Here is an 18,645-nt window from a genome sequence, read left to right on the forward strand (position 1 = left end):
TCTTTTGTTAATCTAAAAATTAGTTAGTCCGCCTACGCGGACTTCGCATCACAAGCTGCGATTTCAATCGTCAGCAGTTCTTAACCGAGAAGTATTGAGATTGGAGGAGCATGTGTATCAGTCAAGACAGGGGGGTCTGGGGGTTGGCACCAACAACCTCCACATATACTTTTAAATCGACGCACCAAGTTGAACCAGAGCGGTTATTTGCGCGCGATTCAATCCTTCGTTGTCGCCGAGTTGCATTAGTTGATAAGGCTTAATCGACTCGATCGAGCGAACTTCAACTAACGAATAATCTTGCAATTCCCATACCTTAATTGCACCATCCACACTACAGCTAATCGCTCTATTTAATCGATCGAGAAATGAGATCGAATTAATCTCTTTTTGGTGAGCTTGAAACCTGTCGATCCATATTTGCCGATCGAGATCCCAGACGGAGATCGTACCATCATCATTGCCACAAATGAGGAGCTGGGAGTAGAGGGGATGGCAAAGAATCGCCATCGCATCTCGATCGCCGATATTGGCACTAGTATGGAGACAATCGCGATCGAGTTGCCAACGATTGAGATGTCGATCGTCGGTAATCCCGATAATCGATCGACCATCGCGCGTAAAAGTCAGTTGCCTGAGGCGATTTCCTACGGCGGGATAACTGGTAAGCTGCCCCGTGGGGCGATGTAACAGCGCGAGCATGGGGGTATAGGTACCAAAGGCAATCCACTGACAATCGAGAGAGCGTGCTAATACCAATACCCATTGCGGCTGTAGGGCGGTAAAAATTTCTTGCTTGCCAGTTTCTAGATCCCAGTGGCGGGTAGTCGCATCATAACCGCGACTCCAGATGGTGCGATCGTCAGCAAATATCAGTTGGGGCACATAATCGGTATGCCCTTCAAAACTGTGTAGATGTTCGCCCGTAAGCGCGTCCCAAACTTTGATAATGCGATCGCTCCCCGTACTAGCGACTAGTTTACCATTAGGACTGAATGCCAGTCCTCCTGCTAATTTTTGATGTGCCTGGAGCGTAATTGGATCTGCCAAGTCTTCCAAATTCCACAGCGATAGGGTGCCATCATCTTTACCACTAGCGACGATCGAATTGTGGGAATTAGTCGCCAAACTCATCATTCGGGGCGCGCAGCCGCCTGCCGTGGAGATACACTTGCCTGTTTCTAAGTTCCAGATCTGAATCGTGCCATTATCGCTACCTGTGGCGACAAATGGGGCGTGATAAGCGGCAGCTTTGCCACAATCGGCGGCAAAATCGATCGTCCGCAGGCAAGCACCTGTCTGGAGATTCCAGACGCGAATTTGTTCGAGACAAGTAGAGACAATTTGCCCCGTATTCTCGAAATTAATATGCCCGACTTGAGTGGGATGTCCGCACAAATCGAATAAATGTGCGCCCGTATCCACATCCCAACAATGAATCGTCCGCGAAAAATTTGCCCCCAGAATCTTTTTACCATTGGGGCTAAATGCCAGCCGCCGCAGATTGAGTGCTTGGGGGTCGCGAATCGCTTTTACCTGAACGCCCAACCAAATCTGCCAAATTCTAATTCCATCTTCCCCACAAGCCGCTAACAACCGCCTGCGGGCGTGAAAAACGCCATCGCGCACGCCAAAATCTGGCACGTTAAAAGTCAGTAAATTTTGGGCTTTTTTCCACCACCAAATTTTCACCTGCCGATCGGCACCAATACTGACAGCGAGCTGACTATTAAAGATAAAATTGACTTGCCACACCCAGTCGCGATGCCCGGTGAGTACTTGCACGCATTCACCGCTGGCGATCTCCCAAATCCGAATGCTCTCATCGCTGCTACCACTAATTAGGTATTTACTATCGTGGCTGAATCGAACATCCCACACCCAGCTTTGATGCCCGACGAGCATGGCAATTTCGCGATTGGTGGCTACTTCCCAGATTTTAATCTGAAACCGCGTATCGCTAGCGGCTAAATATTGCCCATCGGGGCTGAAACTCAGTCCAATTAAGCCGCCCATCCCCTGCGCAAATCGACATCGATCGAATGTCGTGCCCCTAAAATCGACGCGACGCAATAACATTGCTTGAAAATCTGTCTCGGCAATGTACAAATTTGTCAAGTCCCAGCCCGTAAAATCTGCTTGCAATTCGCATGCTAGCTCGATCGTATTCCCGGCGGCGTAGCCGGAGGGCGTTAGACTGCGGCTGAGCGGAATTAGGGACTGGACACGCTCGACAGCCTGTGTTTGGTGTTGCTGGGAGATCGCGCGCGCCAAGGGTTGGCGGAACAGTCGCTGCTGAATCTCGCGAATATAGGCGGGAGAACTGGCGGGGTGGATGGCGAGATGGTTAAAAAAAAACAATCCGTCTGGGATTGCTAATTCGCGCTGAAGTTCGGCGAGTAATCGATCGGTTGTAAATTCTAAGATGACATTTTGGAGAGTATAACGTTTGTTTGGGCGAGATTTTGATGGCGATTTAGTCGAGATCGGCTCGTTACTACCGATCGCTTGGACGATCGATCTTTTAATTAAGGAATCGATCGTCGTTGGTAAAGATCGATCGAGGTTTAATGGGGCAAAATGTGCGGCTAGTGTCTCGATCGAGACTGGTTCGCGGCGGATTGCTAAACAATAAATTAGGAGTTTTTCTGCGATTGTCAATCTAGCTAATTGAGCGGTCAAAATATTGCTGATTTTGGCATAAGTATAGCGATCGGATTCTAGAAAAGCAGCTAAATCGCCATCGAAGTTATTAGCGATCGTATTGGCAATAATCCGTAGATATAATGGATTGCCTTGACAGCGATCGTTAATTGATTGTAGTTCTGATATTTTGCCTGCGACCGACATTTTCTCTAACAATACCGTGCCAGCATCATCGATCCCCCGCAGGGGTAAAGTTCGCACGGGAAGCTTTTCGCTACTGAGTTCGGCTATTTCTGGGGGTGGCTCGCGGCTGGTGATTAACGTGCAACTCTGCTGCTGAGTGCTGCCCAATCGATGAAATAAATCACCATAATTGCCATACCCTTCGCGATAATTTCCAGCATATTCGCCCGGATTCATAATTGCTTCAACGTTATCTAATATTATCAGGCAGCGATGTTGTTGAAGTTGTTCGAGTAAGATCGCAATCCGCTTTGGCGATGTTTTGGCAATTTCGAGATTGGTATGTTGAGAAAGGACGCCAATGAGATCGCCGAGCAATTGATTTAATGGTGGTGCTTCTCGTAGCGATCTCCAAATTACAAAGTCGAAATTATCTTGCAATTGTTGACCGATTTTAGTCGCTAATGCTGTTTTGCCGACGCCACCGATACCCAGAATAGCAATTAGTTTGCACCGATCGATCGAGATCCACTGCGAGAGTTTCGATCGTTCTTCAATCCGCCCGCAAAAAGGTTGAATATCAGTCGGTGCATCTTCCCAGTCTACGGTGGACTGTCGATCGAGTGCCAGTTGATTGAAGCTCGGCTGAAAGTTTTGCTTGGTGACTTTTTGCCCTGTGGCGGTAGAGAGTTCCTGAAACAACTGCGAAGCCAGACGCCTAACACTGACGGGTTGATAGCCTGTCGCTTTGGAAATCGTGTTGTAATCATGATTTTGCCAGATGCCCTGGCAAATTCGATCTTCGATTTCGGTCATTTCTTTACCACGCTGTTTGAGGAGAAGGTGGTCGAGCAGATGGCGGACGTGGGGCGGAATCATCATGTATCGATAGAGAAACTATTGGAGCGTGTATCTCATTTGTATCCAATTTCTCATCTATTGTTACACAGGTATTGCCAAGTATCGAACGCTGAAAGTCAATCTCGGTCGAGTTCTAATCTCTATTTTGCATAAAAACTCTACAATTTTCAAAGATTTGTCATCAGCTAAATGGCTGATCTAATCGTTGATTTCAATTTTGATTGGGGTATGTTTGATTGGAGACAAGTGAATCGATCGATGGAGATGTAAACCACTTCCAGCCTCGATCTAAACCCTCCTTACACCCGATTTTCCAGCACAAAATTTATGGCTAAACCCAGCATCGATCGCACTAATAAAGTAACTTTCTTATCATCTACTGACATTGCCCTACCCAGACAGATTGTCTTTATCGATCGACAAGTACCCGATTATCGCGCCCTCAGTGCGGGTATATTGCCTGGGATAGAGACTGTGGCATTGGATCTCGATCGAGATGGTATCAGCCAAATTACTGAGGTCTTAGCGCATTATCGAGGTTTGAGTGCAATTCATATCGTCTCGCACGGTACGCCAGGTTCGCTCCAGTTGGGTAATGGCTACGTGCATTTAGAGAATTTAGCCAGCTATACCGACAGCTTGCGCGCTTGGTCGAAATCTGTGGCTGTATGTGCAGAGATTTTGCTCTATGGTTGTGAAGTGGCGCAAGGAGAACGCGGTGCGACATTCGTCTGGTGGTTGCGCGAACTGACTCATACTAGGGTAATTGCCAAGGCAACTAAGACGGGTAACGCTCTGTTGGGTGGCGACTGGAATTTAGCCGCATCGGTACCGTTAGCTTGTACTGCTGAGGTAATGGCGGCATATCAGGGTGTATTAGCCGATATCCCTGGTACGAGTGGTAACGATAATCTCACAGGTACGAGTGGCGACGATACGATTACCGGATTGGCGGGTAATGATACGCTCAGTGGATTGGATGGCAATGATACCATCAGCGGGGGTAGTGGTTTAGATATAATTACTGGCGGTAGTGGCGATGACATTCTCAATCCTGGTACGAGTGATGCCACGATTAATGATATCGATACTGTCGATGGTGGTGCTGGTACCGATACACTCGTCTTAGATTATTCGGCTAAAACTTATCAAGCTGGTTTAGTAATTAATTCTCAAAATATTACTGCTGGCAGTGGTGATTTTTATGCTCGCTTTGGTGTAAACAATAACTTTGTCGATCGAGTCGTTTATACTAATATCGAACGTTTTAATATTACTGGTACTAATCAAAACGATAATATTGCTGGTGCCAATCTTAATGATGTTTTAAATGGTGGTGCTGGTGATGATATTTTAGATGGTCGAGGTGGTGTCGATATTATCGATGGCGGTGCTGGTAATGATACTGCTGGTGCTGATGTCTCTAGCACTACAACTGCTTCTAATATCGATCTAAGTAATGTCTCAAATACTCTCGCTAATGGCACTCAATTTATTAACATTGAAGCCGTAAATATTAAGCTCGGTAGTGCCGCTGATACTATCAGTGCTGGTAACTTTAACGATACTGTCGATGGTGCTGCTGGCGACGATATTATTGATGTCAAAAATGGGGTTAATACTGTTACTGGTGGAACTGGTAACGATACAATTTCATCAGGCAATGGTAATGATAATCTCGGCGGTGGCGATGATAATGACAATATCAGTGCTGGTGGTGGTTTAGATATAGTTACTGGCGGTAGTGGCGATGACATTCTCAATCCTGGTACGAGTGATGCCACGATTAATGATATCGATACTGTCGATGGTGGTGCTGGTACCGATACACTCGTCTTAGATTATTCGGCTAAAACTTATCAAGCTGGTTTAGTAATTAATTCTCAAAATATTACTGCTGGCAGTGGTGATTTTTATGCTCGCTTTGGTGTAAACAATAACTTTGTCGATCGAGTCGTTTATACTAATATCGAGCGTTTCAATATTACTGGTACTAATCAAAACGATAATATTGCTGGCGGCAATCAAAACGATCGATTAATTGGTGGTAAAGGGAATGACACCATTAATGGTAATGCAGGCAATGACATCATTATCGGTGTCAATAGCAGCGATACAACCCCTGGTAATAATGAAATCGATACCTTCACAGGTGGTGCAGATAATGATATTTTTATCCTCGCTGCCAACGGGATAAACTTTTATGCTACCAGCGGCAATGGCGACTATGCCAAAATTACCGACTTTAGTCTCACCCAAGATGTCATCCAACTACGCGGTGCAGCCACCGACTACTCTGTGACAGCGACTACGATTGGGGGTGTCACTGCGCCGAGTACGGCTCTGTTTCGAGGTAGCGAACTCATCGCCGTATTGCAGGGTATCAATAATACGAGTGTCGATTTAAGCTCGACTGCATTTAGCTATAGCGACTTTACGATTATCAACGATTTGCCACCGATCGTGACGATCGCGAATGCTACTCCTGTCGCTGAAGGTCAAGCTGGCACTACCATTACTAATTTTACTGTCACACTAAGCAATCCTACCACCAGAACCGTTATCGTTCCCTACACGACGGCTGATGGTACGGCAACAATTGGCGATAGCGATTATGTCGTTACTGGTACTGGTTCGATTACGTTCCTCCCTGGCGAAACTAGCAAGAATATTAGTGTCGTTATTAATAGCGATACCAAAGTCGAGTCGGACGAAACATTTACCGTCACGCTGGGTACGCCGACTAATGGAACTTTAGGGACTACGACTACAGCTACTGGTTCGATCGTTAATGATGATACGATCGTCACTATTTCTAGTAGCGTTAATGGTGCTGAAGGTAATAGTTTAGGGCAATTTACGCTCACCCGTGTCGGTGTCATCGCTAGTCCGTTGACTGTCACGTATGCCCTAACTGGCACGGCGACAAACGGCTCTGACTATAGTATTCCGCTCTCGGCAACCTTTGCCGCAGGTAGCAACACCGCAGTTGTCAATCTCAATGTTATTAACGATAACCTCTTTGAAGGAGCGACACCAGAAACTGCGATCGTCAATTTGACTGCTGGCACTAATTACACGCTGGGTGCTACGCCTAATACCACAATTACGATCGCCGATAACGATAGTCGTCCGACAGTGACAGTTAATGACATCGCCATTGGTGAAAGCAATACTGGCACTACTAATGCTGCCTTTACGATCGCCCTGAGCAATCCTAGCACCGAAGCTGTCACCGTCAATTACAGCACGGCAGATGGCACGGCAACCGCTGGCAGCGACTACACCGCTACTACTGGTACAGTCACCTTTGCCGCCGGAGAAACCAGCAAAATTGTCAACGTCTCGATTAGTGGCGACTTCGATTTTGAAGCTAGCGAAACCTTCAGCCTCAATCTCACTGCACCGACGAATGCTACCCTCGGTACTGCTGCAACTGGCATAGGCACGATCGTTAATGATGATTTACCCACAATTAGCGTTGCAGGATCTGATGCGATCGCAACCGAACAACCGACAAATACTGGTGAATTTACCTTCACCCGGAGCGGCATCACTACTGATGCGAAAACAGTGCTGTTTACGATGAGCGGCACGGCGACAAATGGCTCTGACTATACTATTCCTGGTTCGGTGACATTTGCCGCAGGTAGTAGCACAGCAACGATTAGCCTAAGTGCGATCGATGATAATATTTTTGAAACGGCCACCCCAGAAACAGCAATTCTCACCCTAATTGACGATACTGTCTTCAATTTGTTTGGCATTTTGGGCAATAACCGTCCGCCTACCTATCTCGTCGATTCTGTAAATAATGCCGCCACGGTAAATATTACCGATAACGATAGTCGCCCGACAATTAGTATTAATAACACCAGCCTCCTCGAAGGCAGTAGCAGTACTAATGCTACCTTTACTCTCACCCTCAGCAATCCCACCGTCGAAACCGTCACGGTAGATTACAGCACCGCCAACGGTACGGCTACGGCAGGTAGCGACTACACAACCACCTCTGGCACCGTCACCTTCGCCCCAGGACAAACTAGCCAGACTATTACCATCCCCATTATCGGCGACTCAGTAGGCGAAGCAGATGAAACCTTTAGCATCAATCTGACTAACGCTCAAAACGTCTCGATCGCAGGCGGGACGGGGATTGGTACGATCGTTAATGATGATGCCTTTGTTACCGTCATCGGTACGGCTAATGGTGCCGAAGGAAACTCTACCCCCGCCCAATTTACCCTCACTCGCGGCGGTTCGACAGCACAAGCATTAACGGTTAACTACACTCTGTCTGGTACAGCCACAAATGGGACTGACTATACCATTCCGGCGAATGTCACGTTTGCGGCAAATAGCACTACGGCGATCGTCAATGTCAGCGCGATCGACGATAACATCTTTGAAGGTACTACTCCCGAAACCGTTATTCTCACCCTGGCTACTGGCAGTAACTACGCCTTCGATGCTACTCCCGCCACGGTAAATATTAGCGACAACGATAGTCGCCCCACAGTAAGTATTGCCGATCTCAGTGTTGGCGAAGGTGGTAATGCGTCGTTTACCCTCACCCTCAGCAATCCTTCCACGGAAGTAGTTACAGTAAATTACAGCACCGCTGACGGTACCGCGATCGCGGGTAGTGACTACACTGCAACCACAGGCACGGTAACATTTGCACCAGGACAAACCAGCCAAACGATCGCGATCGCGATTACTGACGATAATTTATTCGAGGATAACGAAACCTTTAGGATCGATCTCAGCAATCCAGTTAATACTACCATCGCCACAACTAGCGCGATCGGCACAATCTTAAATAACGATTTACCGACAATTAGTGTCGCCGTTACCGATAATAATGCTAGCGAAACAACAAATCCAGGCACATTTACCTTCACCCGAACTGGTGTAACTACAGCCGCTAAAACCGTACTCTTTACGATGAGTGGTACGGCGACTAATGGCTCTGACTACACCATTCCTGGCTCAGCAACGTTTGAGATCGGCAGCAGTACGGCGACGTTAGATTTAACCGCGATCGATGATAATATTTTTGAAACGGCCACCCCAGAAACAGCAATTCTCACCCTAATTGACGATACTGTCTTCAATTTGTTTGGCATTTTGGGCAATAACCGTCCGCCTACCTATCTAGTCGATAGCGTTAACAATGCCGCCACGGTAAATATTACCGATAACGATAGTCGCCCGACAATTAGTATTAATAACACCAGCCTCCTCGAAGGCAGCAGCAGTACTAATGCTACCTTTACTCTCACCCTCAGCAATCCTACCGTCGAAACCGTCACGGTAAATTACAATACCGCCGACGGCACGGCTACGGATGGTAGCGACTATACCGCCACCACAGGCACCGTCACCTTCACGCCAGGGCAAACCAGCCAGAATATTAGCATCCCCATTATCGGCGACTCGATCGGTGAAGTAGATGAAACCTTTACCGTCAATCTAACTAACGCCCAAAATGCCAGCAGGATTACCACTGCTACGGGTACGGGCACGATCGTTAATGATGATGCCCTGGTTACGGTAGCTAGCACGAATAATGGCGCAGAAGGCGGCGCACAGGGACAATTTACTTTTACCCGCGTCGGCGCACTTACAAGCCCCTTAACGGTCAATTACACCCTCTCTGGTACGGCAACTGATGGCTCCGACTATATCATCCCCGCGAGTGTTACCTTCGCCGCTGGCAGCAGTACCGCTACTCTGAATTTCAGCGTCACTGACGATAACATTTTTGAAGGTGCAACCCCCGAAACCGTCATCTTGACGGTGGCATCTGGCAGCAATTACGGAGTGGGAGCGGCAGGTACGGCGACAGTAAATATTACCGACAACGATAGTCGCCCCACGGTGAGTATCGGTAATGGTAATGCGATCGAAGGCAACAGCGGCAGTACTAACGCTGGGTGGACGCTAACCCTAAGCAATCCCACTGTCGAAACCGTGACCGTTAATTATAGTACCGCCAATGGTACCGCGATCGCCGGGAGCGATTACACCGCCACATCTGGCACTGTCACTTTCGCCCCAGGGCAAATCAGTCAGGTAATTAATTTACCAATTACGGGCGATACTGCATTTGAGGATAGCGAAACATTTAATGTCAATCTCACCAATCCAAATAACGCCTCGATTGGCACAGGTACGGGCACAGTCACGATCGGTAATGACGATTTACCGACGATTAGTGTCGTCGCTACCGATACCGATGCAGCGGAAACATTAGCGGGACAGCCTGCTAATCTGGGTGAATTTACCTTCACCCGCACTGGAGCGACAACCAATACACTACTCGCGATCTATAACCTCAGCGGTGTAGCTGTAAATGGTAGTGATTACACTATCCCCCGTGCGGTAGTGTTCGCAGTTGGTAGCAGTACCGCAACAGTGGTACTCACTCCCACCGACGATAATATCTTTGAAGGAATCGCCCCAGAAACTGCTAGTCTGACGATCGTCGATAAAAATGTGACTAATGGAACTCTCTATCCTGGGCTAATTTTCTTCAATGGCACTTACGTCAGTGTTAGTGACTATCTCATCGACACAGTAAACAACACCAGCACGATCGATATCAGCGATAACGACAGCCGCCCGACTGTCAGCATTGGGAATATCTCGCGATCGGAAGGCACTAGCGGCACTACCAATTTCGGCTTTAACGTTACCCTCAGCAATCCTACTGTGGAAACCGTTACAGTGAGCTACAGCACTGCCGATGGTGGTGCCACCGTCTTCGGTTCGACTAACTTCGATCCCGACTATGTTGCCAAATCCGGCACTATTACCTTTACGCCAGGGCAAACCAGCCAGACGATCGATATTGCCGTTAATGGCGATCGCGATTTTGAAGCTGAAGAGGCATTTAGCGTCACGCTCGCCAACGCCCAAAATACTAGCGGCATCGTGATGGCGACAGGCACGGGCACGATCGCTAACGATGATACCTTACCCGAAATTACGATCGTCGCTACCAATCCTAACTCGACAGAAGGTGTCGGCGAGGGCTTATTTACCTTTACCCGCACGGGCGGCAATCCCGATCGTCCCCTGACTGTCTTCTTCGATCTGGGCGGCAATGCTACCACCCGTCAGGGTTATGGCGCGCAATCGGGTTCGATTACCTTCGCTCCTGGCAGCAATACTGCTACTCTAGGCGTTCCCGTTGGCGATAATAACATCTACAATTTCTTCCGCAGTTGCATCGTCACCATTATTCCAAATATTGGCTATGCGATCGGTACTGGTGGTACTGGCACTGGTGGTTCCGGCTCCGGTTCCGGTTCTGGTTCTGGTAGTGGTGGCGGTTCTGGTTCTGGCAGCGGCGGTTCTGGTGGCGGTGGCGGTGGCGGTGGCGGCGGTGGTACTGGTGGCTCTGGCGGCGGTGGCGGCGGTAGTGCAACTGTGACGATCGTCGATAACGATCCGATTCCCACTCTCAGCATCAATGATGTCAGCATCCTCGAAGGCGACAATGGCAATAAAAATCTAACTTTCACTGTTACCCTCAGTAGTGCCAGCGATGATTTCGTCACCGTCGATTATGGCACTGCCGATAATACTGCCACGGAAATTAACGATTATATTGCCAAAACTGGCTCCCTCAGCTTTGCACCCGCAGAGCTAATTGCAGGCACTACTACCTTTACGGCTGGCGAAACCAGCAAAACCATCACGATCGAGATTAATGGCGATACTACTGTCGAGCTAGACGAAATTTTTAACGTCAACCTCTCTAACGCCGTCGGTGCGACAATCTCCAAAGGTACGGGTGTGGGTACGATCCTCAATGACGATACGCTCGCTCCGGCAATAAGCATCAGTAATGTTAGCCGCGCTGAGGGTAATTGCCCTAACAATTTTGGCTTCCAAATTACACTCAATCGCGCCAGCACCAATACAGTCTCGGTGACATATACCACCGCTAACGGTACGGCGATCGCGGGTAGCGACTACACCGCCACCACAGGCATTCTCACCTTCGATCCTGGTGAGACTAGCAAAATTGTCAATATCAACGTGTTGGGCGAAAAAACCTATGAAGCCGATGAAACCTTCAGGCTCGATCTCAGCGATGCTGTAAATGCCTCGATCGCAGTTACTAGCGCGACAGGTACGCTGCTCAATGACGATCTCTTACCTACCCTAGTCGGTACAGAGAATGCAGATCGACTAGTGGGTCTTGCCACCAACGATATCATCTTTGGCGGTGCGGGCAACGACACCATCTTTGGTAATGCGGGTAACGACACCATCTTTGGTGGTGCTGGCGTAGATATACTCTATGGCGGCGCGGGTAACGATGTTTTCGGCTTCAACAACGCCAGTGAAGGCTTTGACAAAATTAATGATTTTGTCGTCGGTGAAGATCGGCTAACTTTCTGTCGCTGCTGTTTGGGTAACGATGCAGTATTTGGCAGCGATCCTGTGGGTATGCTAAATGCAGAGCGGTTTGGCATCGGCTCAGCAGCGACGACAGCCAACCAAAGATTTATCTACAACTCGCAATCGGGAATCTTATTCTTCGATGCCGATGGTATCGGTGGAGCTTCGCAAGTCCGGATCGCCCAATTTGTTGGCAATCCTAGTTTAACCAGCAATAGTTTGACGCTGTTCTAATCTCCATCACATCCCAGCCGAGATAAGTGGCGATCGCTACTTATCTCGATCGAGTAAAGCAACAAATAATCGATCGAACTTAATCTTAGGAATATCACAATGAAAACCTCAAATATTACCAAACTTTTAGGAATTGCTGCTGTGACTGCGGGAACGTTTGCAAGTGCGGCACCTGCATTTGGCGCGACTATCGCCACTTTAAGCGGCTCGTTGGCGAATGAAGATGCGATCGCCAATGTAACTTTCGTCGCGCCTAGTACGCTAGTTAATTTCAAAACCACCAGCTACAGTACTGATAATTTTTCCCCTGTCCTAACTTTATTCGATGGCACCGATGATTATGTCAATGAATATATCGATATTGGCGATTTAAACTTCGATCTCACATTAACATCAGGAATTACTTATCGCGCTGTTATCTCCGCATTTGGTAGATATTTTAACTCTCCAATAAATGTCAACTTCAGCGAGGGATTTAGCGGTTCTGGCTCGTTTGGATTGGATAATAATGGCGCACCTCTAGGCTCAAATTATGCACTGACGATCTCCACCGTTACTACCGCAGTCCCCGAACCTGCTGACTTTATCGGTACTGCGATCGCTGGACTTGCATTAGTTGGTTTAAAACGTAGATCGATCGTGGGTTTACGATCCAAAATGTCGTGATGGAATATGTAACTGATTGCTTTGTCGATCGGATCTGGCAAGAATTAGAAACTAGTGAATTCGAGTTATTTAGGACTCAAGCAATTATTCGAGCGACGGCTGAAGATTATATTCACGAAACCCAACAATGGCTATTATTAAAACTCACACTCGATCGCTTGACAAAGTTTCAAACTACAGCCACGATCGAGTTAAAGTTTCGCTCTTCAATTAATTACTTTCGACAACAACAGCTCGATACTCGATCGGTTGAAAATGCGAAATATCGAACCAAAGTCGGGTTTGTGTCTTTAAACCTATTCCTTAATCACGATTGCCTCGATCTGAGCGATATTTGTCTCGCGATCGACCGCTGTAATCGCCCACCGCAGGGGTTCGCCCCATTCTTGAAGCTTTAACTCGATCGCCGTCGCCAACTCTCTTGGCGCGGCGGTAATGTCCATCTCGATTTCGACAGGTTCGATCGTCATTTAGGGGATAGGGGATAGGGAATAGGGAATAGAGAATGGGGGACGCAAGCGTCCAAAAATTTATTATCCACTATTCCCTAACCCCTATCCCCTATCCCCTAACCCCTATCCCCTATCCCCTATCCCCTATCCCCTATCCCCTAACCCCTATCCCCTATCCCCTAACCCCTATCCCCTATCCCCTACAATATCTACATGTAGGTATTCAATCTAAAAATAATGGCGAGTTTGGAGTCCGTATCGATGTTTGTTCGTAAATGGTTGACTCGGCTGACGATCGTTGTGCTGATGTGGGTAATAGTGGGCATTAACGATGTTACCCTAGCAGTAAGCAGTCAGACCAATTTTAGTCGAATTAATTTGACCGATCGCGACTTTGGCGGACAGGATCTCACTGGTGGCGTATTCGTCTCTTCGGAACTGCGTGGCGTCAATATGAGCGGTGCTAATTTAACCAACGCCATGTTGACGATGGCGGTACTCTTGAAGACAAACTTATCAGGAGCCAATCTCACTGGCGCATTGGCCGATCGAGCCACCTTCGACGAAGCCGATTTGACCAATGCCATTTTAACTGAAGCCACCCTAACTCGATCGCGGTTTTATGGAGCCAAAATTACTGGAGCTGATTTTACCGACGCTCTGATCGATCGAGCGCAAGCTAAACTGCTATGCGATCGTGCTGATGGCATCAACCCCGTGACTGGAGTCTCGACGAGAGATAGTTTGGGATGTCGGTAAGTTAGTGGATAGTGGATAGTGGATAGTGGGCAGATAGTACCGACCACATAATCCTGCCAATCCTTAAATCTTGATGGGTAATTGTAAAGATTTGCCAAAGATCCTCATATCCCCAGACATATCTCTTCACTTGTGGCACCGAGAGTAGCTAAACTACTCTAATAGAAGATATCTAAAAATAGATCCCCATTAATATGAGTGTAGTTAGTCAAGTTATTCTGAGAGCAGACGACGATCTTCGGTACCCCAGTACTGGAGAACTCAAAAGTATTCAATCATTTTTGCAAACTGGCGAACAGCGGATTCGGATCGTCAGCATTTTAGCAGAATCTGAAAAGAAAATTGTCGATCGAGCTAGCAAACAGTTGTGGAAGCTACACCCTGAATATATTGCACCTGGTGGTAATGCTTCTGGACAAAAACAACGCGCTCAGTGCATCAGAGACTACGGTTGGTATCTACGTCTAGTTACATACGGAGTACTCGCTGGCGATAAAGGACCGATCGAGCAAATTGGCTTGATTGGCGTGCGGGATATGTACAACTCGCTAGGCGTTCCCGTTGCAGGGATGGCTGATTCGATCGCCGCTCTCAAGGAAGCAGCTTTGAGCTTCCTGACTCAGGACGATGCCGCAGCCGCAGCTCCCTATTTTGACTACATTATTCAGGAAATGTCCTAGATCGCCATTTACGATTAATGGATCGCCAGCATATCGAAACAACCCTCAGCACTGCTGGGGGTTGTTTTTGATGCAGCCGATCGCTTTGTCTTATAACCCGATCGAAAAGGCGTTTAAAATGATTAGAGTCTCACGGCGATCTAGTCGCCGACTCAATACTTCTGGTTTAAGAATTGCCAACTCCCCGCTGTCTTGTCTTGACGCACATAACCTGGAGGTTCCCTCCAGGTTATGTGCGTCGCTGATGTGCTAACCCGTCTAGAAACCAGAAGAGCGCACATCGATCCTAACTCCCAACTCCCAACCTATGAATCTAATTGAGTTTCTGCTCAAAGCTGCTTGGAAGAGCGTGGTGGCTGCGGCTATTACAGGTTCGATTAGCGGCATGGGTAGTGCTGCGGCGATCGCGCTCATCAATCGATCGATAAGTCAGATTACCCCACAGCATCCCCAAGCACCTCCAGAGCTACTGTGGGGCTTCTTAGGACTGGTAACAGTAGTTTTAGTTACCAACTTGATTTCCCAGTTCTTGCTCGTCCAATTAGCGCAAGATGCCATTTACAAACTGCGCCTGCGGATTAGCGGTTGGATTTTGGCATCGCCCCTGCAACATTTGGAAGAACTAGGCACGAATCGCCTGTTGACAACTCTGACAGAAGATATTCAATCGATTTCTAGTGCTGTCTTTAGCGTCCCCACCCTCTGCGTCAATGCGGCGATCGTGGTAGCATCCTTTGCTTATCTGGGCTGGCTGTCGATTGGGGTACTACTAGGAACATTGACATTTATGGCACTATCGATCGCGCTAGTGCAACTGCTCATCAACCAAGCCGTGCGTTTGTTCACAGAAGCACGAGAAGAAAATGATGCCTTGATGAAGCACTTTCAGGCAATCACCGATGGCATCAAAGAACTCAAACTCCACTCCCAACGCCGCGAAGAGTTCCTCCAAGAAGACTTACAAACCACTGCTGCCAACTTGCGTAATTATCGGATTGGCTCGCAACGGGCGATCTCTTTGTCTGGCGGGATTGGGGAGTTATCATTTTTCATCCTCTTAGGATTATTAGTCTACGGCTTGCCCCACGTTCAGACAGTTTCATCCGAACTGCTATCGGGATACGTGCTGACGATTTCCTATCTGATGCGCCCGATCGGCAACACTTTAGCAATCTTGCCTAACCTCAGTCAAGCAGGTGTCGCTCTGCGAAAAATCGATACCTTGGGGCTATCTCTAGCCAGTCGCGCTGAGATGCAAGCACGCACCACAACTAGCTCCGCTCGATTCAAACAAATTGAGATCCGGCAAGCTACGCATATTTACCAGCTAGCTGGCGAAGAAAAAACTTTTACATTAGGGCCGATCGATCTGACGATCGAACCTGGCGAACTAATCTTTATCGTCGGTGGTAACGGCAGCGGTAAATCTACCTTAGCCAAGCTCATCACGGGTTTATATGCCCCCGACAGTGGCGAAGTCCGCCTAGATGGGACTGTCGTTGACGATCTCCATCGCGAATTATATCGTCAGCTATTTTCGACAGTATTTGCCGACTTCTATCTGTTCGATCGTTTTGTCGGCTTGCAGCTAGACGACGGCGATGCCCAAGCCAAAATGTATCTCGAAAAACTCCAACTCACCCACAAAGTCGCGATCGAAAATGGCAAACTCTCCACCACCGCCCTCTCCCAAGGCCAGCGCAAACGCCTAGCACTACTGACAGCATACCTCGAAGACCGCCCCATCTATTTATTCGATGAATGGGCAGCAGACCAAGATCCCTTCTTTAGAGAAATCTTTTACCAACAACTTCTCCCCGAACTCAAACAACGCGGCAAAGCCATCCTCGTCATCAGCCATGACGATCGCTACTTCCATCTAGCCGATCGATTACTTAAGCTGGATTATGGAAAAATTGTCAGGGAGTGATGTATTCCCGATCTCATACTCACATCTTGCACCAGATCGAAAATCCCTAGTGAAGCGGGGTAAAGGGTAAAGCGATTCGCGTAACTCCTTCGCCTCGATTAAACTTTGGTCGATCGCGTTCCAATACGGTTCGGTTAAGCTTCGATCTACTCTAGTTTTAGTCCGCGTTCGCGTAGCGTCTCGTAGAGAAGGCGGGCTTCGATCGATAGCGGCGGTTTTAACCGCTGACTGAACTGTATTGGAACGCGTTCTTAATTGGCAACTACACAATCGACAAAGTATTTATCTAAAATATAGAAGACTCATCTTGTGGGAGAAAACTTATGAAAGCGGTTGTTTACACCAAATACGGTGCGCCAGATGTGTTGCAAATCATCGAGGTACCCAAACCCACTCCCAAGGATAATGAAGTCCTCATCAAAATACATGCGACCACAGTAACATCGGGCGACTGGCGAGTGCGTAGCCTCAAGATGCCTTTCGGCTTTGGGTTGATGTCGCGGTTGGTATTTGGCATCAGGAAACCGCGACAGCCGATTTTAGGCACAGAACTGGCGGGAGAAGTAGAATCGATCGGCAAAAATGTCAGTAAGTTTAAAGTAGGCGATCGAGTTTTTGCTTTTAGTAGTCTTGGCATGGGTTGTCATGCCGAATATAAGTGTCTGTCCGAAGACGGGATGGTGGTACTCAAGCCGGACAATCTCAGTGATGAGGAAGCCGCCGCCATTTCTTTTGGCGGAACGACAGCATTGGATTTCCTCCGTCGAGGCAATCTTCAGAGTGGGGAAAAAGTACTCATCAATGGTGCCTCTGGCTGTGTTGGGACAGCACTGGTACAGCTTGCCAAACACTTCGGCGCAGATGTGACGGGGGTATGCAGTGGCGCAAATATAGAACTGGTAAAGTCTCTAGGTGCCGATCGCGCGATCGATTACACTAAAGAAGATTTTACTGCCAATGGCCAAACCTACGACATCATCGCCGATTCGGTCGGTACGGCTCCCTTCTCCCGTGTCAAAAATTCGCTCGGATCGGGTGGTCGATTGTTACAAATTTTAGCTGGATTGCCAGACATACTGGGCGCACCATTGGTATCGATGACTGGCAACAAGAAAGCGATCGCCGGGCCAGCCGCCGAGCGAGTGGAGGATTTACAGTTCCTCGCCAAATTAGCCCAAGCGGGGGAATTCAAACCATTTATCGATCGTCGCTATCCATTCGATCTCATCGCAGAAGCTCACCGCTATGTAGATACTGGGCATAAGAAGGGAAATGTAGTCGTCACGTTGGCATTGTAAATCTCCGTTCGCGTAACAGACAGACTACACGATCGTAATTTTGAAGAACGATTTCACGATCGTCGAAATTCGTCATAAATTGAGAATGCCCAGTCGATCGCCCAAATCGATCCGATCGTGATTGAGGATGTAACTAGTAAGTGATATAGATCTCGATCCTATTTCGGGTACGTTATACCTACGAGCGGCTGAAGGTTGCCCGCAATCGCTGTCGATCGCTAAAAACCACACCGAGGGAGCCTCGTTACACTACCGTACTAGTTGTATCGATCGTCACTATTTGGTTAGATCTCGATACTTAATTTTTACTTGAATGCAGATAATTATGCTTCGAGCCGAATCGTTACCCCCTATAATTAAGGTCATCTTAACAACAGATTAAGTCCGCTAACGGTATCGTGAGCAACGGTATCTAACCCGATCGGACGATTACACTAGGTCTCTAGTGATACTTGAGAGCGTTGAGTTGGGCTTAGCACTAGTCGATTCAGCATAGCGGTATCAATCGATACCATCCG

At 47.9% G+C, this 18,645-nt stretch carries 9 protein-coding genes; 6 read left to right on the top strand and 3 right to left on the bottom strand.

The genetic code is table 11. The annotated features are described in order from the left end of the window. Positions 1-171: 171 nt before the first annotated feature. Positions 172-3,711 carry a helix-turn-helix domain-containing protein gene (locus CHA6605_RS03965; protein WP_015158260.1) on the bottom strand — a complete coding sequence of 1,180 codons (3,540 nt, stop codon included), beginning with the start codon at positions 3,709-3,711 and terminating at the stop codon, positions 172-174. Positions 3,712-4,017: 306 nt separating this feature from the next. Between CHA6605_RS03965 and CHA6605_RS33600 the strand changes: the two genes are divergently transcribed. Together CHA6605_RS33600 and CHA6605_RS03975 are read left to right on the top strand one after the other, a co-directional pair. Next, positions 4,018-12,342: a Calx-beta domain-containing protein gene (locus CHA6605_RS33600; RefSeq protein WP_015158261.1), complete on the top strand. Its 8,325-nt coding sequence runs from the start codon at positions 4,018-4,020 to the stop codon at positions 12,340-12,342. Between the two features lie 99 nt (positions 12,343-12,441). Then, entirely contained in the window at positions 12,442-13,008 is a 567-nt protein-coding gene (locus CHA6605_RS03975; RefSeq protein WP_015158262.1) for a DVUA0089 family protein, read from the top strand. A 296-nt stretch (positions 13,009-13,304) separates the two neighbouring features. Here CHA6605_RS03975 and CHA6605_RS34880 read toward each other — a convergent pair whose 3' ends face one another. Further along, entirely contained in the window at positions 13,305-13,478 is a 174-nt protein-coding gene (locus CHA6605_RS34880) for a hypothetical protein (RefSeq protein ID WP_198288424.1), read from the bottom strand. 243 nt (positions 13,479-13,721) lie between these two features. On the opposite strand from CHA6605_RS34880, the gene CHA6605_RS03985 reads away from it, so the two are divergent. The 4 genes from CHA6605_RS03985 (at position 13,722) to CHA6605_RS04000 (ending at position 18,127) form a co-directional block, all read left to right on the top strand. Then, positions 13,722-14,219 carry a pentapeptide repeat-containing protein gene (locus CHA6605_RS03985; RefSeq protein ID WP_015158264.1) on the top strand — a complete coding sequence of 166 codons (498 nt, stop codon included), beginning with the start codon at positions 13,722-13,724 and terminating at the stop codon, positions 14,217-14,219. A 194-nt stretch (positions 14,220-14,413) separates the two neighbouring features. Then, positions 14,414-14,899 (top strand): allophycocyanin subunit alpha-B, encoded by a 486-nt coding sequence (locus CHA6605_RS03990; RefSeq protein ID WP_015158265.1) that lies wholly within the window; start codon positions 14,414-14,416, stop codon positions 14,897-14,899. 307 nt (positions 14,900-15,206) lie between these two features. After that, positions 15,207-16,829 carry a cyclic peptide export ABC transporter gene (locus tag CHA6605_RS03995; protein WP_015158266.1) on the top strand — a complete coding sequence of 541 codons (1,623 nt, stop codon included), beginning with the start codon at positions 15,207-15,209 and terminating at the stop codon, positions 16,827-16,829. Positions 16,830-17,152: 323 nt separating this feature from the next. Next, complete coding sequence (locus CHA6605_RS04000) at positions 17,153-18,127, top strand: NAD(P)-dependent alcohol dehydrogenase (RefSeq protein ID WP_015158267.1); 975 nt, start codon at positions 17,153-17,155, stop codon at positions 18,125-18,127. A 72-nt stretch (positions 18,128-18,199) separates the two neighbouring features. Here CHA6605_RS04000 and CHA6605_RS33605 read toward each other — a convergent pair whose 3' ends face one another. After that, positions 18,200-18,358, bottom strand: coding sequence for a hypothetical protein (locus CHA6605_RS33605; protein WP_157259778.1), 159 nt, complete (start codon positions 18,356-18,358; stop codon positions 18,200-18,202). Positions 18,359-18,645: the final 287 nt, after the last annotated feature.

It is taken from the genome of Chamaesiphon minutus PCC 6605, from assembly GCF_000317145.1.
In the GTDB taxonomy this organism is placed as follows: Bacteria; Cyanobacteriota; Cyanobacteriia; order Cyanobacteriales; family Chamaesiphonaceae; genus Chamaesiphon; species Chamaesiphon minutus.

What these genes read in the sequence shown, in the direction of transcription:
- CHA6605_RS03965 (WP_015158260.1), bottom strand. Translation starts at nt 3,711, where the DNA reads ATGATGATTCCGCCCCACGTCCGCCATCTGCTCGACCACCTTCTCCTC.
- CHA6605_RS33600 (WP_015158261.1), top strand. Translation starts at nt 4,018, where the DNA reads ATGGCTAAACCCAGCATCGATCGCACTAATAAAGTAACTTTCTTATCA.
- CHA6605_RS03975 (WP_015158262.1), top strand. Translation starts at nt 12,442, where the DNA reads ATGAAAACCTCAAATATTACCAAACTTTTAGGAATTGCTGCTGTGACT.
- CHA6605_RS34880 (WP_198288424.1), bottom strand. Translation starts at nt 13,478, where the DNA reads ATGACGATCGAACCTGTCGAAATCGAGATGGACATTACCGCCGCGCCA.
- CHA6605_RS03985 (WP_015158264.1), top strand. Translation starts at nt 13,722, where the DNA reads ATGTTTGTTCGTAAATGGTTGACTCGGCTGACGATCGTTGTGCTGATG.
- CHA6605_RS03990 (WP_015158265.1), top strand. Translation starts at nt 14,414, where the DNA reads ATGAGTGTAGTTAGTCAAGTTATTCTGAGAGCAGACGACGATCTTCGG.
- CHA6605_RS03995 (WP_015158266.1), top strand. Translation starts at nt 15,207, where the DNA reads ATGAATCTAATTGAGTTTCTGCTCAAAGCTGCTTGGAAGAGCGTGGTG.
- CHA6605_RS04000 (WP_015158267.1), top strand. Translation starts at nt 17,153, where the DNA reads ATGAAAGCGGTTGTTTACACCAAATACGGTGCGCCAGATGTGTTGCAA.